This window comes from Citrobacter sp. RHBSTW-00671 (assembly GCF_014103415.1).
Taxonomy (GTDB): Bacteria; Pseudomonadota; Gammaproteobacteria; order Enterobacterales; family Enterobacteriaceae; genus Citrobacter.
This window is the reverse complement of sequence record NZ_JABXPR010000008.1, coordinates 16,111-34,455: the sequence shown is the minus strand read 5'-3', so window position 1 is coordinate 34,455 and position 18,345 is coordinate 16,111. Positions and strand designations below refer to the sequence as shown.

17 protein-coding genes and 1 tRNA gene are annotated in these 18,345 nt (G+C 51.7%); 10 read left to right on the top strand and 8 right to left on the bottom strand.

The annotated features are described in order from the left end of the window. Positions 1–171 precede the first annotated feature (171 nt). A tRNA-Gly gene (locus tag HV261_RS27440) sits at positions 172–247 on the bottom strand. A 241-nt stretch (positions 248–488) separates the two neighbouring features. Then, entirely contained in the window at positions 489–1,034 is a 546-nt protein-coding gene (orn, locus tag HV261_RS27435) for an oligoribonuclease (RefSeq protein ID WP_040232952.1), read from the bottom strand. A gap of 106 nt (positions 1,035–1,140) precedes the next feature. On the opposite strand from orn, the gene rsgA reads away from it, so the two are divergent. The 3 genes from rsgA to mscM all read left to right on the top strand — a co-directional run bounded on the left by rsgA (position 1,141) and on the right by mscM (position 6,580). Then, positions 1,141–2,193: a small ribosomal subunit biogenesis GTPase RsgA gene (gene rsgA / locus HV261_RS27430; protein WP_202039906.1), complete on the top strand. Its 1,053-nt coding sequence runs from the start codon at positions 1,141–1,143 to the stop codon at positions 2,191–2,193. Positions 2,194–2,285: 92 nt separating this feature from the next. Further along, positions 2,286–3,254: an archaetidylserine decarboxylase gene (gene asd / locus HV261_RS27425; protein ID WP_202039905.1), complete on the top strand. Its 969-nt coding sequence runs from the start codon at positions 2,286–2,288 to the stop codon at positions 3,252–3,254. A 17-nt stretch (positions 3,255–3,271) separates the two neighbouring features. Then, positions 3,272–6,580, top strand: coding sequence for a miniconductance mechanosensitive channel MscM (mscM, locus tag HV261_RS27420; protein WP_202039904.1), 3,309 nt, complete (start codon positions 3,272–3,274; stop codon positions 6,578–6,580). A gap of 59 nt (positions 6,581–6,639) precedes the next feature. On the opposite strand, the gene HV261_RS27415 is transcribed toward mscM, so the two are convergent. The 4 genes from HV261_RS27415 to epmA form a co-directional block, all read right to left on the bottom strand. After that, complete coding sequence (locus tag HV261_RS27415; protein ID WP_202039903.1) at positions 6,640–6,954, bottom strand: YjeO family protein; 315 nt, start codon at positions 6,952–6,954, stop codon at positions 6,640–6,642. After that, positions 6,955–7,668, bottom strand: a complete 714-nt coding sequence (locus HV261_RS27410) for a hypothetical protein (protein WP_202039902.1) — start codon at positions 7,666–7,668, stop codon at positions 6,955–6,957. Positions 7,669–8,016: 348 nt separating this feature from the next. Continuing rightward, complete coding sequence (gene yjeM / locus HV261_RS27405) at positions 8,017–9,525, bottom strand: glutamate/gamma-aminobutyrate family transporter YjeM (RefSeq protein ID WP_202039901.1); 1,509 nt, start codon at positions 9,523–9,525, stop codon at positions 8,017–8,019. A 216-nt stretch (positions 9,526–9,741) separates the two neighbouring features. Further along, on the bottom strand, positions 9,742–10,719 hold the full coding sequence (gene epmA, locus HV261_RS27400; RefSeq protein ID WP_137384013.1) for an elongation factor P--(R)-beta-lysine ligase: 978 nt from the start codon (positions 10,717–10,719) through the stop codon (positions 9,742–9,744). 324 nt (positions 10,720–11,043) lie between these two features. On the opposite strand from epmA, the gene frdA reads away from it, so the two are divergent. The 4 genes from frdA to frdD are packed head-to-tail and all read left to right on the top strand — an operon-like array spanning position 11,044 to position 14,337. Further along, positions 11,044–12,834, top strand: a complete 1,791-nt coding sequence (gene frdA / locus HV261_RS27395) for a fumarate reductase (quinol) flavoprotein subunit (RefSeq protein WP_202039900.1) — start codon at positions 11,044–11,046, stop codon at positions 12,832–12,834. Continuing rightward, on the top strand, positions 12,827–13,561 hold the full coding sequence (gene frdB, locus HV261_RS27390) for a fumarate reductase iron-sulfur protein (RefSeq protein ID WP_137384014.1): 735 nt from the start codon (positions 12,827–12,829) through the stop codon (positions 13,559–13,561). The genes frdA and frdB overlap by 8 nt, the downstream gene beginning before the upstream one ends. A 10-nt stretch (positions 13,562–13,571) precedes the next feature. Next, positions 13,572–13,967: a fumarate reductase subunit FrdC gene (gene frdC / locus HV261_RS27385; protein WP_048212908.1), complete on the top strand. Its 396-nt coding sequence runs from the start codon at positions 13,572–13,574 to the stop codon at positions 13,965–13,967. A 10-nt stretch (positions 13,968–13,977) separates the two neighbouring features. Then, a complete protein-coding gene (frdD, locus tag HV261_RS27380; RefSeq protein ID WP_048212909.1) occupies positions 13,978–14,337 on the top strand; it encodes a fumarate reductase subunit FrdD in 360 nt (119 codons plus the stop codon). A gap of 41 nt (positions 14,338–14,378) precedes the next feature. On the opposite strand, the gene ampR is transcribed toward frdD, so the two are convergent. Continuing rightward, positions 14,379–15,254, bottom strand: a complete 876-nt coding sequence (gene ampR, locus HV261_RS27375) for a LysR family transcriptional regulator AmpR (protein WP_202039907.1) — start codon at positions 15,252–15,254, stop codon at positions 14,379–14,381. A 131-nt stretch (positions 15,255–15,385) separates the two neighbouring features. Between ampR and blaCMY the strand changes: the two genes are divergently transcribed. Together blaCMY and HV261_RS27365 are read left to right on the top strand one after the other, a co-directional pair. Continuing rightward, positions 15,386–16,531 (top strand): CMY-2 family class C beta-lactamase, encoded by a 1,146-nt coding sequence (blaCMY, locus tag HV261_RS27370; RefSeq protein WP_202039899.1) that lies wholly within the window; start codon positions 15,386–15,388, stop codon positions 16,529–16,531. A gap of 93 nt (positions 16,532–16,624) precedes the next feature. After that, positions 16,625–17,158 carry a lipocalin family protein gene (locus tag HV261_RS27365; RefSeq protein WP_202039898.1) on the top strand — a complete coding sequence of 178 codons (534 nt, stop codon included), beginning with the start codon at positions 16,625–16,627 and terminating at the stop codon, positions 17,156–17,158. Here HV261_RS27365 and sugE read toward each other — a convergent pair. Continuing rightward, positions 17,155–17,472 carry a quaternary ammonium compound efflux SMR transporter SugE gene (sugE, locus tag HV261_RS27360; RefSeq protein ID WP_016151397.1) on the bottom strand — a complete coding sequence of 106 codons (318 nt, stop codon included), beginning with the start codon at positions 17,470–17,472 and terminating at the stop codon, positions 17,155–17,157. The genes HV261_RS27365 and sugE overlap by 4 nt on opposite strands. 259 nt (positions 17,473–17,731) lie before the next feature. Here sugE and HV261_RS27355 point away from each other — a divergent pair, with 259 nt between their 5' ends. After that, positions 17,732–18,331 (top strand): LuxR C-terminal-related transcriptional regulator, encoded by a 600-nt coding sequence (locus tag HV261_RS27355; RefSeq protein WP_202039897.1) that lies wholly within the window; start codon positions 17,732–17,734, stop codon positions 18,329–18,331. Positions 18,332–18,345 lie beyond the last annotated feature (14 nt).

The following is an 18,345-nucleotide window of genomic DNA, read 5'->3' as shown; positions in this document are numbered from 1 at the left end:
CTGAGCTATTCCCGCATAATCTTCGTCTTTCGAACCGCTACTGCGTTGGCTGCCTTCATTCACCTAAGTCACTTACTTTTGTAAGCTCCTGAGGACTCATTCAGTTGCCGCCTTGTCGCAATTCGAAATTCTGCGATTGGTGGTCTGTGCTTAATAAGCACTTTCAAATTTTGGAGCGGGAAACGAGACTCGAACTCGCGACCCCGACCTTGGCAAGGTCGTGCTCTACCAACTGAGCTATTCCCGCAAATTTGTACTTCTTTTGTTGCTGCCGTAACGTGTAATTCTCTGTCGTTACGGGAGGCGCATTATACGAGAAATCCGTTTAGCTGCAACCCCCCTAAAAGCGATTTTTTCGTTTTTCTGCTCAAGTGCTGAATTTATCGACAAGTCGTCTAATTTAGCGGCAATCCTGCCCCAGTGCAAGCGCACAGGAACGATATTCGTAGGCCGGGCAGAGTACAACCGCCACCCGGTCATCCACAAAATCAAAGCTTAATAAAATGCTCGCGATAGTAAGCCAGCTCAGCAACGGACTCACGAATATCGTCCATTGCCTGGTGCGTTCCTTGTTTCTTGAAGCCATCAAGGATCTCTGGTTTCCAACGACGGGCCAACTCTTTAAGCGTGCTGACGTCCAGATAGCGATAATGGAAATACGCCTCCAGCTCCGGCATATATTTAAACAGGAAACGGCGATCCTGGCCGATGCTGTTGCCGCAAATAGGTGATTTTCCTTCAGGTACCCACTCTTTTAAAAAGGCCAGCGTCGCCAGTTCGGCTTCACGATCGCCCATGGTGCTCGCTTTTACGCGCTCCACCAGCCCACTTCCGGTATGCGTACGTACGTTCCAGTCATCCATTAATGCCAGTTGCTCATCAGACTGATGCACCGCAATTGTCGGACCTTCAGCCAGGATATTCAGGTTGGCATCAGTCACTAGCGTAGCGATCTCAATAATGCGATCGCGCTCGGGATCCAGACCTGTCATCTCCAGATCGATCCAAATCAGGTTGTTTTCATTGGCACTCATGCTATTTTCCACCCTTCAGACGTCACATTCAGTGTGACTATATTCATCTAAAATTGCGTGTATCATAAATGTTTTGCCCATTATGGGCGACCAGGAGCCAGTCCGATTGAGTAAGAATAAACTCTCCAAAGGCCAACAGCGCCGCGTGAACGCCAATCACCAGCGTCGTCTTAAAACGTCCGCGGAGAAGCCCGACTACGACGACAACCTGTTTGGCGAGACCGCTGAAGGCATCGTTATCAGCCGTTTTGGCATGCATGCCGACGTAGAATCTGCTGACGGTGAAATTCACCGTTGCAACATCCGCCGTACCATTCGTTCGCTGGTTACCGGCGATCGTGTAGTCTGGCGTCCGGGTAAAGCGGCAGCAGAGGGCGTGAATGTTAAAGGGATCGTTGAGGCGGTACATGAGCGTACCTCCGTACTCACACGCCCGGACTTTTACGACGGGGTGAAACCCATTGCGGCCAACATCGATCAAATCGTGATTGTTTCAGCCATCTTACCTGAGCTGTCACTGAATATTATCGACCGTTATCTGGTGGCTTGCGAAACCTTGCACGTAGAGCCCATCATCGTACTCAACAAAATCGATCTGCTGGACGACGAAGGTATGGCCTTCGTTAACGAGCAGATGGACATCTATCGCAACATTGGTTATCGCGTGTTGATGGTCTCAAGCCGCACCAAAGACGGCCTGAAACCGCTTGAAGAAGCGTTGACCGATCGTATTAGCATCTTTGCTGGTCAGTCAGGCGTAGGCAAATCCAGCCTGCTCAATAACCTGCTCGGCCTGCAGGAAGAGATCCTGACCAATGATGTCTCCGACAACTCTGGTCTTGGGCAGCACACCACAACAGCTTCTCGCCTGTACCACTTCCCTCACGGCGGCGATGTCATCGACTCCCCCGGCGTACGTGAGTTTGGGCTGTGGCATCTTGAACCGGAACAAATCACTGATGGCTTTGTCGAATTTCATGACTATTTAGGCCATTGCAAGTACCGCGACTGTAAACATGATGCAGATCCGGGCTGTGCAATTCGTGAAGCTGTCGAGGAAGGGAAAATCGCTGAGGTTCGGTTTGAAAATTATCACCGCATCCTGGAAAGCATGGCGCAGGTAAAAACGCGTAAAAACTTTTCTGATACCGACGACTGACAACTAAGCTAAGCATCGCTAGAATCGTCCCCCTTTTTTCAGGATCCGCCCCTTATGCCGGATCGGGAACAAATTATGGCCTGGAGGCTACCTTGTTAAACTCATTTAAGCTTTCGCTACAATACATTCTGCCGAAACTATGGCTCACTCGCCTGGCGGGTTGGGGTGCGAGCAAACGAGCGGGATGGCTGACTAAACTGGTTATCGATCTGTTCGTGAAATATTACAAGGTCGATATGAAAGAGGCGCAAAAGCCGGACACCGCCAGCTATCGTACCTTTAACGACTTCTTTGTTCGCCCGCTGCGCGAGGATGCACGCCCGATCAATACCGATCCAAACATACTGGTCATGCCCGCTGACGGCGTGATTAATCAGTTGGGAAATATTGAGGAAGACAAACTGTTGCAGGCTAAAGGGCATAGCTACACCCTTGAAGCGCTGCTGGCAGGCAACTACCAGATGGCGGATAAATTCCGTAACGGGACGTTTGTAACCACTTACTTGTCTCCACGCGATTACCACCGCGTTCACATGCCGTGTAACGGTATCCTGCGAGAGATGATGTACGTGCCAGGCGATCTCTTCTCTGTGAACATCCTGACCGCGCAGAACGTGCCGAACCTGTTTGCCCGCAACGAACGTGTTATTTGCCTGTTTGATACCGAATTCGGCCCGATGGTGCAGATTCTGGTCGGCGCGACCATCGTCGGCAGTATTGAAACCGTATGGGCTGGCACCATTACCCCACCGCGTGAAGGCGTGATCAAACGCTGGACATGGCCGGAAGGCGAAAGCGAAGGCTCTGTAGCGCTGCTGAAAGGTCAGGAAATGGGCCGCTTTAAACTCGGTTCAACCGTTATCAACCTGTTTGCGCCGGGTAAAGTAAATCTGGTTGCACAGTTGCAGGATCTGTCGGCCACCAAAATTGGCCAGCCGATGGCCATCTCTACCGAGACTTTCGTGACGCCAGAGGCAGAACCCGCGCCATTGCCGAAAGAAGAGATCGAAGCAGAACACGACGCCAGCCCGCTGGTTGAAGACAAAAAAGACGCAAGTTAACCATAGGAATCGCTGCTGTGCGCCTGATTATCACTTTTCTGATGGCCTGGTGCCTCAGCCAGGGGGCGTACGCTGCGACGGCCCCCGACAGTAAACAACTCACTCAGGAACTGGAGCAGGCAAAGGCGGCGAAACCCGCTCAGCCAGAAACCGTTGAGGCGCTCCAGTCCGCGCTGAATGCTCTCGAGGAGCGGAAAGGCTCCCTTGAGCGTGCTGAACAATATCAGCAGGTTATCGATAACTTCCCTAAGCTGTCCGCTACGTTACGCGCACAGCTTAACAACCTGCGCGATGAACCGCGTAGCGTACCGACCGGCCTCACGACGGATGCATTAAACCAGGAGATCCTTCAGGTCAGCAGTCAATTACTGGATAAAAGCCGCCAGGCTCAACAGGAGCAGGATCGCGCCCGGGAAATCGCCGACTCGTTAAGCCAGCTTCCTCAGCAACAAACCGATGCTCGCCGCCAGTTAAATGATATTGAGCGACGCCTGGGTACAGCCAACAGTAACTCAGCGCTCAATCAGGCAATGCAGGCGGAATCCGCCAGGCTTAAAGCCCAGGTCGATGAACTGGAACTGGCTCAACTTTCCGCAAACAACCGCCAGGAACTGGCGCGAATGCGCTCCGAACTGGCAGAAAAGCAGAGCCAACAGCTCGATACTTATCTGCAAGCATTACGCAACCAACTCAACAGCCAGCGCCAGCGTGAAGCCGAGCGTGCGCTTGAAAGCACGGAACTGTTGGCAGAAAACAGCGCAGGACTGCCGGAAGGCATCATTGACCAGTTTAAAGTTAACCGTGAGCTGTCTCAGGCGCTCAATCAGCAGGCGCAACGTATGGATCTGGTCGCCTCCCAGCAGCGTCAGGCTGCCAGCCAAACGCTGCAGGTACGTCAGGCGCTGAATACCCTGCGGGAACAGTCACAATGGCTTGGCGTCTCGAATATGCTGGGAGAAGCACTGCGCGCACAAGTTTCTCGCCTGCCAGAAATGCCCAAACCCCAGCAGTTAGATACCGAAATGGCGCAGCTGCGCGTACACCGCATGCGCTATGAGGACCTCCTCAACAAACAGCCGCAACTGCGTCAGATTCATCAGGCCGATGGACAACCGCTGACCGCTGAACAGAGTAGCATTCTCAACGCCCAGCTACGCACCCAACGTGAGCTGCTGAACTCTTTGTTACAGGGCGGCGATACGCTGATCCTTGAGCTGACCAAGCTCAAAGTCTCCAACAGCCAATTGGAAGACGCGCTAAAAGAGGTCAATGAAGCCACGCACCGTTATCTGTTCTGGACATCAGACGTCAGCCCCATTTCGCTCTCCTGGCCTGTCGACATCGTTCAGGATCTGCGCCGCCTGATCTCACTCGATACATTTAATCAGCTTGGCAAAGCCACGATCATGATGCTGACCAGCAAAGAAACGCTGCTGCCACTGTTCGGTGCACTGGTGCTGGTTGGGTTTAGCCTTTCTTCACGTAAACACTTCACCCGCTTTCTTGAACGCTCGTCGGCGCGTGTTGGTAAAGTAACCCAGGACCACTTCTGGCTGACGATACGCACGGTGTTCTGGTCGATACTCGTCGCCTCACCGCTACCGGTGCTATGGGCAACGCTGGGTTACGGATTACAGGAAGCCTGGCCCTACCCGCTGGCCGTCGCGATAGGAGACGGCGTTACCGCAACGGTCCCCATGCTGTGGGCGGTAATGATTTGCGCCACCTTCGCGCGCCCCAACGGTCTGTTCATTGCGCACTTTGGCTGGCCGCGTAACCGTGTCGCCAAGGCCATGCACTATTACCTGATGAGTATCGGGCTGATTGTCCCGCTGATCATGGCGGTGATTATGTTTGATAACCTCAATGACCGGGAATTCTCCGCTTCATTGGGGCGCCTGTGCTTTATCCTGATTTGCGGAGCGCTGGCGATCGTAACCCTGAGCCTGAAACGCGCTGGTATACCGCTGTATCTCGACAAAGAAGGCAATGGCGACAACATGGTCAACAGCATGCTGTGGAATATGCTGATGGGTGCACCACTGATTGCTATTCTCGCAGCAGCTGTGGGCTACCTGGCAACATCACAAGCCCTGCTGGCGCGCCTGGAGACTTCGGTAGCAATCTGGTTCTTGTTACTGGTGGTCTATCACGTCATCCGCCGTTGGATGCTAATCCAACGGCGCCGTCTGGCATTCGATCGTGCCAAGCATCGACGCGCCGAAATGCTGGCGCAACGCGCGCGCGGTGAGGAAGAGCCGCCACATTCAACCAGCCTCGAAGGGGCTGTTGATGTTGACGAAAGCGAAGTGGATCTTGATGCGATCAGTGCACAATCACTGCGCCTGGTGCGCTCTATTCTGATGCTCATCGCCCTGCTTTCGGTTATCGTGCTGTGGTCAGAAATTCATTCCGCTTTCGGCTTCCTGGAAAATATCTCACTCTGGGATGTCACCTCCACAGTGCAGGGCGTGGAAAGTTTAGAGCCCATTACACTGGGTGCCGTGTTAATTGCGATTCTGGTGTTTATCATCACGACGCAGTTGGTGCGAAACTTGCCCGCATTGCTGGAACTGGCGTTGCTGCAGCACCTGGATTTAACCCCCGGCACCGGTTATGCCATCACCACCATCACCAAATATCTTTTGATGCTGATTGGCGGTTTGGTTGGCTTCTCAATGATTGGTATCGAATGGTCGAAACTGCAGTGGCTGGTAGCCGCTCTCGGTGTGGGGCTGGGCTTTGGCTTGCAGGAGATCTTCGCCAACTTTATTTCCGGCCTGATCATCCTGTTTGAAAAACCAATCCGTATTGGCGACACGGTGACCATTCGCGATCTCACCGGTAGCGTGACGAAAATTAATACCCGCGCGACCACCATCAGCGACTGGGACCGCAAAGAGATAATCGTGCCCAACAAAGCGTTCATCACCGAACAGTTTATCAACTGGTCCCTATCTGACTCGGTCACGCGTGTGGTGTTAACTATCCCGGCGCCATCGGAAGCTAACAGCGAGGAAGTCACACAAATCCTGCTTACCGCCGCACACCGCTGTTCGCTGGTGATCGACACACCTGCCCCGGAAGTCTTCCTGGTTGACCTTCAGCAGGGGATTCAGATCTTCGAGCTGCGTATCTATGCTGCTGAGATGGGGCACCGTATGCCACTGCGCCACGAGATCCACCAACTGATTCTGGCAGGCTTCCGTGAGCACGGTATTGATATGCCATTCCCACCGTTCCAGATGCGTCTGGAAAGTCTGGGGGGTAAGCAAACGGGAAGAACGTTGACCTCCGCAGGTAAACACCAGCCGGGAAGTCTGTAATACCTGAGTAGCTCGGACGAGGTGCGCTAGCACCTCGTCCGAGCTACCAGACTATTGGGTTACAGACAGAACTGGTATCGCAGGAAGAAGCGCCATAGCCAAAAGCAAACCAGTACCATCACCGTCAGTAACTGCCAGAAACTACGCTGTTTCCTGTATGCAATGACATAGATATAGGGAATAAAAAGCGGGAGCGTGAAGATAATACCAGCATCACGGATATCATCACTTTCAACATAGGTCATCAGGTCACAAATATTATTAACCCCCAGCCCATCAATAAACCACTCTTTATCCTGGGTAGAGAAAATAATAATCAGAACGAAACTTACTGTTCCCCAGATAACATTCAGCGATATGGCTTTCGGATTCATTCATCCTCCTCGCATAATTTCCATTATTGCTGTCTTTTTCTCAATAATTCGCCGCCCATACTCACTGTATTCACGCTGTTTAGTACCAACCGGAGCAGAAATCGAATCAGTAATGCTTTGAATTTCTCGTTGGGTACCACGATTATATCTTGAGCCAACAATAATAATTTGCTCATCGGTAAGATGAGCAGTATTTTTCCCAGGGAAGCTTAACATAATAAGATCGCGCAAATGAAACGCGACAACCCGAATATTAAAGCGATTATCCAGTAGACAATTCGATAGCTGAAACTGCTCAAAAGAGGTCAACTTATCGGGCCTGATGCCCATCGTGCTAGCGGCCACACCCAGCTGTATTGCGATAGAACCAACTGAAGTAGCATTAGATAAGGCTTTATCCTCCCTTCGCAAGATAGTTTCCAGAATTTGCCTGACTTGCAATACACCCACTGACTTAAATCTTTCTGGCGTCCCACCCACCTCTGCTGCAGCGACACCAGCCAACAACAATAGAGGGATTTGGGCGTCATCAGCCGATTTTTTTAGCATATTCCTATGGTAAACTAACCATGCTGTTTTATATATCCATAAATGTGCAGTTCCTGTATCAAAACGCCAATTTGTTGGAAGAGTTTTCCAACGAAGAAAATTCACACCATTCCAATGTGGAAAACCATAGCTGTCGACCTTACAGAAAATAACCGAATCACGCATGCCACTGTCCTTAGCTTAAAAGATAAGTAAACCACTGGATACTACACCAAGCGACAAACAGAGACATAAAATATAAAAAAACCTGAAGTAATTGATTAAAAATATAATTCACAGCAAACAGTATTCATCTAAAAAATAATTACAACATTTATCTATCGTCCATAAATACCATATTATTTATGGACGATGTGTATGAGTAATAACGTCGCTAACACTAGCACCAGGAAATCCCGGCGTCACTGCGTTCGGCCGGGCTACGGTGTGGGTCTTGTAGACCTGATAAGCGTAGCGCCATCAGGCTATTTGATGCTGATTGCCGGATGGCGGCATGCCTTATCCGCCCTTGTATTATCCCTTCTGTGCAGAGAGAACCGGCTGACGGTTAACGCGGCGACTGTAGTTCTGATAAATCACCATCGCCAGCAGTGAGAAGAATATCGGACCGCCGGTCATCCACAGCGCACTATTCCAGTCCCTGGCTTCAATCACCGGCTGAATGATGGTAAATACGTTGGCAAACGTCACCACCAGCACGACCACACCCGTTGCCAGCAGCGTCGCCGCGCGGGTTTTAAAAATAACAAACGGTCTTTCCAACCCCACGCGGGATTTGAAGAATGGGAACGCCAGCGCCAGGAACAGATACGGCAGCGTCATAGATACGTTCGCCATCAGCGTCAGTTTGTTATAAAACGCGGAAGCCGTATCACCGCCGAACGAAACCAACAGAATAAACAAACTCACAAGCCCGCACTGCATCCACATGGCAGTCGTTGGCATCCCTACGGCATTCAGTTTGGTCATCGGCGCGGGCCACAACGCCTTTGGCGTCCCCTGAATAATCGCTTTCAGCGGTGAGTAGCTGAGGGTGAAAAAAGCGCCAGTATAGGCAAGAAACATGGAAAGCCCGGTAATACGCGCAAACCATACCCCCATCGTCATCGCCGTCTCTGGGGAAAGGTGCAGCGCATTACCCAATGTCATCCCAAGGCTTTTCATCAGGATATAAGTGATATTACCAAGGTTAACGGAACCATTACTTAATACCTGCTGCCAGTTAGTGCTAACACCCCACAAAAATATGGCCAGCGAATAACCCACTGAAATGACGATAGCGGCAAAGACAATGCCTTTGGCAAAGTTCTTTTCTGGTTTCTCTGTTTTATCGACCAGTCCACCCACGGCTTCAATTCCACCATAAGCAAAAATGGCAAATACCACGAACGACAACATGGCCAGGCCGGACTGATATCCTGGATTGGGTGAAGATGAGAAATTAATATCCTGTGCAAAGTGGCCACCAGTTAATAACAAAATAGCGACACTCACTAACAACAGAACTAAATTAAGACACATAACGGCAATTCCGCCAACCGCCGTAATACGTGCAATCTTATTAATACCACGAGAAGCAACACAGGTGACCACCACCATCCAGCCGACCGCAAGCAGCCCGACAACCTGGGTTGGTTCAAGCCCGGCGATACCCCAATGCTGCGTCATGTCTGCGCCGAATAAGAAGGTCGAGAAAGGCACCCATACTTTTGCCGCCGTGCTAACCATCCATATCACGTAGGAAGAGAACCACATAAACGTACCGATAAACGCATAGCGTGGCCCAACGCTATTATTCATCCACGAATATATCCCGCCCTCCTCTTTCCGATAGGCGGAACCCATTTCTGCCATCATTAACGCGAAGGGAATAAAGAATAATAATGCAGAAAATATATACCAGGGAATCGCACTATATCCCATTAAATAAAATGCAGAGGGACTATTTGCAAATCCGAAAACTGACGTAAATATCATAAGGATGAGACCTGTCAGGCTCATCTTCTTTATTGTTTGGGTCATTCAACTATCCCTTACTCTGGCAAGCGTTTCGCAAACGCCGCTCACCGATTGGCACCGCTCTCTTTGCAGAGTTCAGCAATTAAAAATCAACACAGAATTGATACCTAAACGATACCAGATATCCAGAGTCAAATTGTGGCTATTAGAGGGAAAGTGAAAAAATGTGCTACAAAGTGGCTGCTTTACCGCCACTTTGTATTGTAGAGGGATAACGCGTTATGCACGATCGACGGTAAAGGCGATAACGTCAGCCAGACTATCAGCGCCCAGCGCCAGCATCACCAGACGATCAACACCCAGCGCCACGCCAGAGCAATCCGGCATCCCAACCTTCAACGCTTCAAGCAAGTTGTTGTCAATTGGCTGCTGCGGCAGGCCGCGCGCGGCACGTTTACGATTATCCTGCTCGAACCGTTGCTGCTGTTCACGCGCATCGGTCAACTCATGGAAACCATTCGCCAGCTCAATACCTTTGTAATAAACCTCAAATCGCTCAGCGACCCGATGATCTTCGGTACTGATTTGCGCCAGTGACGCCTGACTGGCCGGGAAATGGTACACAAACGTTGGTTTGTCTTTGCCAATATGCGGCTCAACGCCCATTGTAAACAGCAGTTGCAGCAAGGTATCCCGGTCTTCTTCAGTATCCGCGATATTGCTGAGATCCAGCTTCGCCGCCACTTCCCGTAGTTGGGTTTTATCCGCAGACAGCGGGTCAATCTCCAGATGACGCTGGAAAGCTTGCTGGTAAGAAAGGCTTTCGGCAGGTGAACAGTCCAGCACTTGCTGCAGCAAATCATCCACTTCGTTCATCAGGCGATACATGTCGTAGTGTGGGCGATACCACTCAAGCATGGTGAACTCAGGATTATGATGACGCCCCATCTCTTCATTACGGAAGCTGCGACATAGCTGATACACCGGGCCACATCCCGCGACCAGCAGACGCTTCATGTGGTATTCCGGGCTGGTCATTAAATAGAGGTTCATCCCCTGGGAATGACCAGGGCCAACGAAACGCGTTTCGAACGGGAACAGATGAATGTCCGTTACCGTCGCCTGACTCATGCAAGGTGTCTCAACCTCAAGCACTCCACGATCGGCAAAAAAGCGGCGAATCTCCGCTATAATTGCTGCACGTTTTAACAGATTGGGGATGGACGCGCTCGGCTGCCAGGTTGCCGTTTCGCTCATGGTTGTTTCTCCGATTTCAGACAAGGGCACGAAGTCTACTCGTATCGTGCTAGCGAGACAAATTTCACGCGGGAATAATAAACACTGGCTGGCGGGTAAAAAAAGCAACATTGGGTGGTTTAGTAATTAAATTAATCAAATTCAATGATAATTCAGCCCTCTGATACGCTAAAAAAATCGAACACGTCAAATTTCCCTCACATCCCTAAGACTATACTATTGTACCTATAAAGGAGCAGTGGAAACGCGTTCATAACCTGTTTGAATCCGATGAAGCATCTGAATTCGGGCGGGGATGAAATAACAACAATCTGGAGGAATGTCGTGCAAACCTTTCAAGCCGATCTTGCCATTATAGGCGCCGGTGGCGCGGGATTACGTGCTGCAATTGCTGCCGCACAAGCAAATCCCAACGCTAAAATCGCACTGATCTCAAAAGTGTACCCAATGCGCAGCCATACCGTTGCTGCCGAAGGCGGCTCTGCTGCTGTCGCGCAGGATCATGACAGCTTTGACTACCATTTTCACGATACGGTAGCAGGCGGAGACTGGCTGTGTGAGCAGGATGTCGTGGATTACTTTGTCCACCACTGCCCAACTGAAATGACGCAACTGGAACAATGGGGCTGCCCATGGAGCCGCCGTGAAGACGGTAGCGTCAACGTACGTCGCTTCGGCGGCATGAAAATCGAGCGTACCTGGTTTGCCGCGGATAAAACCGGCTTCCACATGCTGCATACGCTGTTCCAAACCTCTTTGCAGTTCCCGCAGATTCAGCGCTTTGATGAACACTTCGTTCTGGATATCCTGGTGGACGACGGTCATGCTCGCGGCCTGGTCGCCATGAACATGATGGAAGGCACGCTGGTACAAATCCGTGCTAACGCCGTCGTGATGGCAACGGGCGGCGCGGGTCGTGTTTACCGTTACAACACCAATGGCGGCATCGTCACCGGCGACGGTATGGGCATGGCGCTGAGCCACGGCGTTCCGCTGCGTGATATGGAATTCGTTCAGTATCACCCAACCGGTCTGCCTGGTTCCGGTATCCTGATGACCGAAGGCTGCCGCGGTGAAGGCGGTATTCTGGTCAACAAAGATGGCTATCGCTATCTGCAAGACTATGGCATGGGTCCGGAAACCCCGCTGGGCGAGCCGAAGAACAAATACATGGAGCTCGGTCCGCGTGACAAAGTTTCTCAGGCGTTCTGGCACGAATGGCGTAAAGGCAACACCATCTCCACCCCGCGTGGCGATGTGGTTTACCTCGACCTGCGTCATCTCGGCGAGAAAAAACTGCTCGAGCGCTTACCGTTCATCTGCGAACTGGCGAAAGCTTACGTGGGTGTCGATCCGGTTAAAGAACCGATCCCGGTACGTCCGACCGCGCACTACACCATGGGCGGTATCGAAACCGATCAGCACTGCGAAACCCGCATTAAAGGTCTGTTCGCGGTGGGTGAATGTTCCTCTGTTGGTCTGCACGGTGCTAACCGTCTGGGTTCTAACTCTCTGGCAGAACTGGTGGTCTTTGGCCGCATGGCCGGTGAGAAAGCGATGGAACGCGCTGCAACGGTAGGCGCGGCAAACAGTGCCGCTCTCGACGCACAGGTTGCGGGCGTTGAAAAACGTCTGAAAGACTTGGTTAACCAGGAAGGTAACGAAAACTGGTCTAAGATCCGCGACGAAATGGGTCTGTCTATGGAAGAAGGCTGCGGTATCTACCGTACACCGGAACTCATGCAGAAAACCGTTGATAAGCTGGCTGAGCTGCAGGAACGTTTCAAGCGCGTACGTATCACTGATACCTCCAGCGTCTTCAACACCGACCTGCTGTACACCATCGAACTGGGTCACGGTCTGAACGTTGCCGAATGTATGGCGCACTCCGCGCTGGCACGTAAAGAATCCCGCGGCGCGCACCAGCGTCTGGATGAAGGCTGCACCGAGCGTGATGACGTTAACTTCCTCAAACATACCCTCGCCTTCCGCGATGCTGACGGCACAACTCGCCTGGAATACAGCGACGTGAAAATCACCACTCTGCCGCCAGCTAAACGTATGTACGGTGGCGAAGCGGAAGCAGCCGATAAGAAGGAGAAGGCGAATGGCTGAGATGAAAAACCTGAAAGTTGAGGTGGTGCGCTATAACCCGGAAACCGATACCGCGCCGCACAGTGCTTTCTATGAAGTTCCTTATGATGAAACCACGTCTCTGCTGGATGCGTTGGGCTACATCAAAGATAACCTGGCACCGGACCTGAGCTATCGCTGGTCCTGCCGTATGGCAATCTGCGGCTCTTGCGGCATGATGGTCAACAACGTGCCGAAACTGGCGTGCAAAACCTTCCTGCGTGATTACACCAGCGGTATGAAGGTTGAAGCGCTGGGCAACTTCCCGATTGAACGCGATCTGGTCGTCGATATGACGCACTTCATCGAAAGTCTGGAAGCGATCAAGCCGTACATCATTGGTAACCCGCGTACTCCGGATCAGGGTCCAAACACCCAGACTCCGGCGCAGATGGCGAAATATCATCAGTTCTCCGGTTGCATCAACTGTGGTCTGTGTTACGCCGCGTGTCCGCAGTTCGGCCTGAACCCTGAGTTCATTGGACCGGCTGCAATTACGCTGGCGCATCGCTATAACGAAGATAGCCGCGACCACGGTAAGAAGGAGCGTATGGCTCAGTTGAACAGCCCGAACGGCGTTTGGACCTGTACTTTCGTGGGCTACTGCTCCGAAGTCTGCCCGAAACACGTCGATCCGGCTGCGGCCATTCAGCAGGGTAAAGTTGAAAGTTCAAAAGACTTTCTTATCGCTACCCTGAAACCACGCTAAGGAGTGCATGATGACGACTAAACGCAAACCCTATGTGCGGCCGATGACGTCCACCTGGTGGAAAAAGCTGCCATTTTATCGCTTTTACATGCTGCGCGAAGGCACGGCAGTTCCGGCAGTCTGGTTCAGTATTGAACTGATTTTCGGCCTGTTTGCTCTGAAGCATGGTGCTGAGTCCTGGATGGGCTTTGTCGGCTTTTTGCAAAACCCGGTGGTGGTCATCCTCAACCTGGTTGTTCTGGCTGCAGCGCTGCTGCATACCAAAACCTGGTTTGAACTGGCGCCGAAAGCCGCCAACATCATCGTAAAAGACGAAAAAATGGGGCCAGAGCCGATCATCAAAGGTCTCTGGGTAGTTACTGCGGTTGTGACCGTAGTCATACTGTATGTAGCCCTGTACTGGTAAGGAGTCCGGGATGATTAATCCAAATCCAAAACGCTCTGACGAACCTGTATTCTGGGGTCTGTTTGGTGCAGGTGGTATGTGGGGCGCAATCATTGCGCCGGTAGTGGTTCTGCTGGTTGGTATTATGCTGCCGCTGGGTCTGTTCCCGGGCGATGCGCTGAGCTATGAGCGCATTATGGCATTTGCCCAGAGCTTCATCGGACGCGCATTTCTGTTCCTGATGATCGTTCTGCCGCTGTGGTGCGGTTTACACCGTATGCACCACGCTATGCATGACCTGAAAATCCACGTGCCTGCTGGCAAATGGGTATTCTACGGCCTGGCTGCTATCCTGACCGTTGTAACAGCGATTGGCATTCTGACTATCTAATCGCAGTTGCTACCGATTAGGCCCGCCACTGGCGGGCCTTATTATTTGTGCACAACGCTGGTCAACCAGCGGGAAAAATCACGCATCGCAGGTGTCTCCGGACGGGATTGCAATCGCGTAATCCAGTAACTTCCCAAATCAATCTGCGTTAAAAACGGTTGTACGATACGCTCACTGTTCAGCAAATGCGTGAACATTCTGACGGGAGCAATCGCCACCCCCAGCCCTGCCTGCGCCGCTTCAAGCATCGTGACGGACGAGTCAAACACGACCACATTGTGCGTTGGTGAAGGGGGAGCCTCTCCGGCCGCCTGCATCCACAGCGCCCATTCATCACGACGATACGATCGTAATAGCGGAAATTTCAGGATATCTGCAGGCGTCTGAATCTGAGAGGCCAGATCGGGTGAACAAAGTGGAGACATCAGCGCGCTACATAAATATTGCGCATCGGTATCGTGCCAGGCTCCACCACCATAGCGAATGGTATAATCCAGGCCTTCGGCGGCGGGATCAACACGGTTATTATGCGTGGAAAGCTGTAAATCGATATGCGGATAGCCCCGTTTAAAATCGTGTAGACGTGGGAAAAGGCACCCCACCGCAAAAGTGCCCACCACACCAATTTTCAGTTTTTCCTGAGCCTGGTTACCGGCAAAACGGTCTAACATCGTCGCCATACGATCGAAGGAATCATTAAGTACAGGTAACAGACTTTCACCTTCTGTCGTGAGCATCAGGCCTCGTGAAACGCGAATAAAGAGCTGACAATTCAGCTGTTGCTCCAACGCTTTCACATGCTGGCTGATAGCAGAATGCGTTACATTCAGCTCAATTGCTGCGCGGGTAAAGCTGAGATGCCTGGCGGCCGCTTCAAAAGCCCGCAGAGAATTAAGGGGGATATAGCTACGCGTCATCATCTTGCCTGTTAGAAAAACTTATATCTGCTGCTAAATTTAACCGTTTGTCAACACAGTGCAAATCAAACACACTGGTCGCGTCTGATGGGCCCGGACACCCTTTCGCTTTTTATTACGGAAATGATTTCATGATGAAAAAATCGTTATGCTGCGCGCTGCTGCTGGCCGCCTCTTTCTCCACGTTTGCCGCCTCAAAGACAGAACAACACATTGCCGATATCGTTAACCGCACCATCACACCGCTGATGAAAGAACAGGCCATTCCTGGTATGGCTGTGGCCGTTATCTACCAGGGAAAACCGTATTACTTTACCTGGGGTAAAGCTGATATCGCCAATAATCGCCCGGTCACACAGAATACGCTGTTTGAGCTCGGTTCAGTCAGTAAGACCTTCAATGGCGTGCTGGGCGGCGATGCGATCGCCCGCGGTGAAATTAAGCTCAGCGATCCGGTCACGAAATACTGGCCAGAACTGACAGGCAAACAGTGGCAGGGTATCAACCTGCTGCACTTAGCCACATACACGGCAGGTGGCCTGCCGCTTCAGATCCCCGACGAGGTGACGGATAAAACCGCATTGCTGCACTTTTATCAAAACTGGCAACCTCAGTGGGCCCCAGGCGCTAAACGTCTCTATGCTAACTCCAGCATTGGTCTGTTTGGCGCACTGGCGGTGAAACCCTCAGGAATGAGCTACGAAGAGGCGATGACCAGACGCGTCCTGCAGCCATTAAAACTCGCACACACCTGGATTACCGTTCCGCAGAACGAGCAACAGGATTATGCCTGGGGCTATCGCGATGGTAAGCCCGTACATGTTTCGCCGGGCCAGCTTGATGCCGAAGCGTATGGTGTAAAATCCAGCATTATGGATATGGCACGCTGGGTTCAGGCCAATATGGACGCCAGCCACGTACCGGAGAAAACCCTGCAGCAGGGCATCCGGCTCGCACAGTCACGTTACTGGCGCATTGGTGAGATGTACCAGGGCTTAGGCTGGGAAATGCTGAACTGGCCGGTAAAAGCAGACACGATTATCAACGGCAGCGACAGTAAAATCGCTCTGGCGGCGCTTCCGGCCGTTGAGGTAAACCCACCTGCCCCCGCAGTAAAAGCCTCCTGGGTACATAAAACAGGTTCGACTGGCGGATTTGGTAGTTATGTGGCTTTTATTCCGGAGAAAAATCTGGGCATCGTGATGCTGGCAAATAAAAGCTACCCGAATCCAGCTCGCGTCGACGCGGCCTGGCGCATCCTTGAAAAACTGCAGTAACCGGCGTTGAGGTCCGATCCGTCGGGCCTCCTTTCTTCCACGTCTTTTCCTGCTGTCATCTACACTTAACAAAAATACAGCAAGGAATATCCCATGCGCATTCTGCCTGTCGTTGCTGCAGTCACGGCTGCATTTCTGGTAGTGGCTTGCAGTTCACCTACGCCGCCCAAAGGCGTTACTGTTGTAAACAACTTTGATGCCAAACGTTATCTTGGCACCTGGTATGAGATCGCGCGGTTCGACCACCGCTTTGAACGTGGGTTGGATAAAGTTACTGCAACCTATAGCTTGCGCGATGACGGTGGGATCAACGTCATCAACAAAGGCTACAACCCGGACCGAGGCATGTGGCAAAAAACGGAAGGCAAAGCCTATTTCACCGGCGATCCCGGCCGGGCGGCTCTTAAGGTCTCGTTCTTCGGTCCCTTCTATGGTGGGTATAACGTGATTGCTCTCGACCGGGAATATCGCCATGCGCTGGTCTGTGGCCCGGATCGCGACTATCTGTGGATCCTCTCTCGCACCCCAACGATTTCAGATGAGATGAAACAGCAGATGCTGGCAGTCGCGACCCGGGAGGGGTTTGAAGTGAACAAGTTGATTTGGGTAAAACAACCCGGCGCTTAGTGGGTGCTGAGCTTCAGGCCAATAATGCCGGCAACAATCAACCCCAGGCTGAGCAGGCGCGCCGGGCTGGCTGATTCACCCAGTAGCAGAATGCCGGTAATGGCTGCCCCTACCGCGCCAATCCCGGTCCAGACGGCATAAGCCGTACCAACCGGCAGCGTTCTCATCGCCCAGGATAGCATAGCGATACTGACGATCATCGCCACAATGGTGATGATACTTGGCGTTAAACGGGTAAAACCGTGGGTATATTTCAGACCAATCGCCCAGACAACTTCAAGCAGGCCCGCGATAAGTAAAACGATCCAGGACATAACAGGCTCCAGAACACTATGGGGCCGTCCCCGGGTGAAAGATGCGTTTGCAGGTCGTCCCGCAAAGCGGATGTATGAAATGGCATTTTTGCCCGGGAGAAAATGAATTTCAACCTTTTTATTCATTGCTTACTTAAAGCAAGAATTAAGCCCAATTAGAGGCGTAGTTCCCGCATTTGGCTCACATTGGACTTCTCTATGATGAAGAGCTTTCTGAACTCAGAGAGCCATTGGATCCTCTTCTGAATGCGAAAGGTTTATGCTTAAAATTTTAGTGATTGACCGGTGCCACTTCACCCGCACAGGGATAGAGGCCTTGCTTAATCATTCTGGTATGTTCAACTCTTCATTTCTGGTGTCAGGGATTAATAATCTGATGTTGGCTAAAGAGCATATTTTGCAGTGGAAGCCACATCTGGTAATCGCAGATTTATATAGTTTTCTCAGCGATATTCACTCCAGCCCCCCCATCGCACCATTTTTTATGAGCTGCGGCGCCATCCCGCTGATTTTACTACAATCAGGCGACCGATCGCATAACCCAATCGATCCCCCTCACTCTGCCGTTCACTCGACATTGTCCAAACACATCGCGTTGCATGATCTTTCGCGCACGATCCAGAATGCACTACAGATCCGCCCCGTATTAGATACACCTAAAAATGCCACACCGCTGCTTACGCCACAGGAAGAGAAGGTACTGTCGTTGTGGATGGATGGCGTTGATAACAATGCAATAGCCGCCGCGCTCTGCATTCATGGTAAGACGGTATACACCTATAAGCGAAATATCCGTATGAAGCTGCACCTGGGGAATCGCTTTTCACCGTTTCTCTCTCTACCTGAGAAGATGAATTAACGGTACGACGGTGC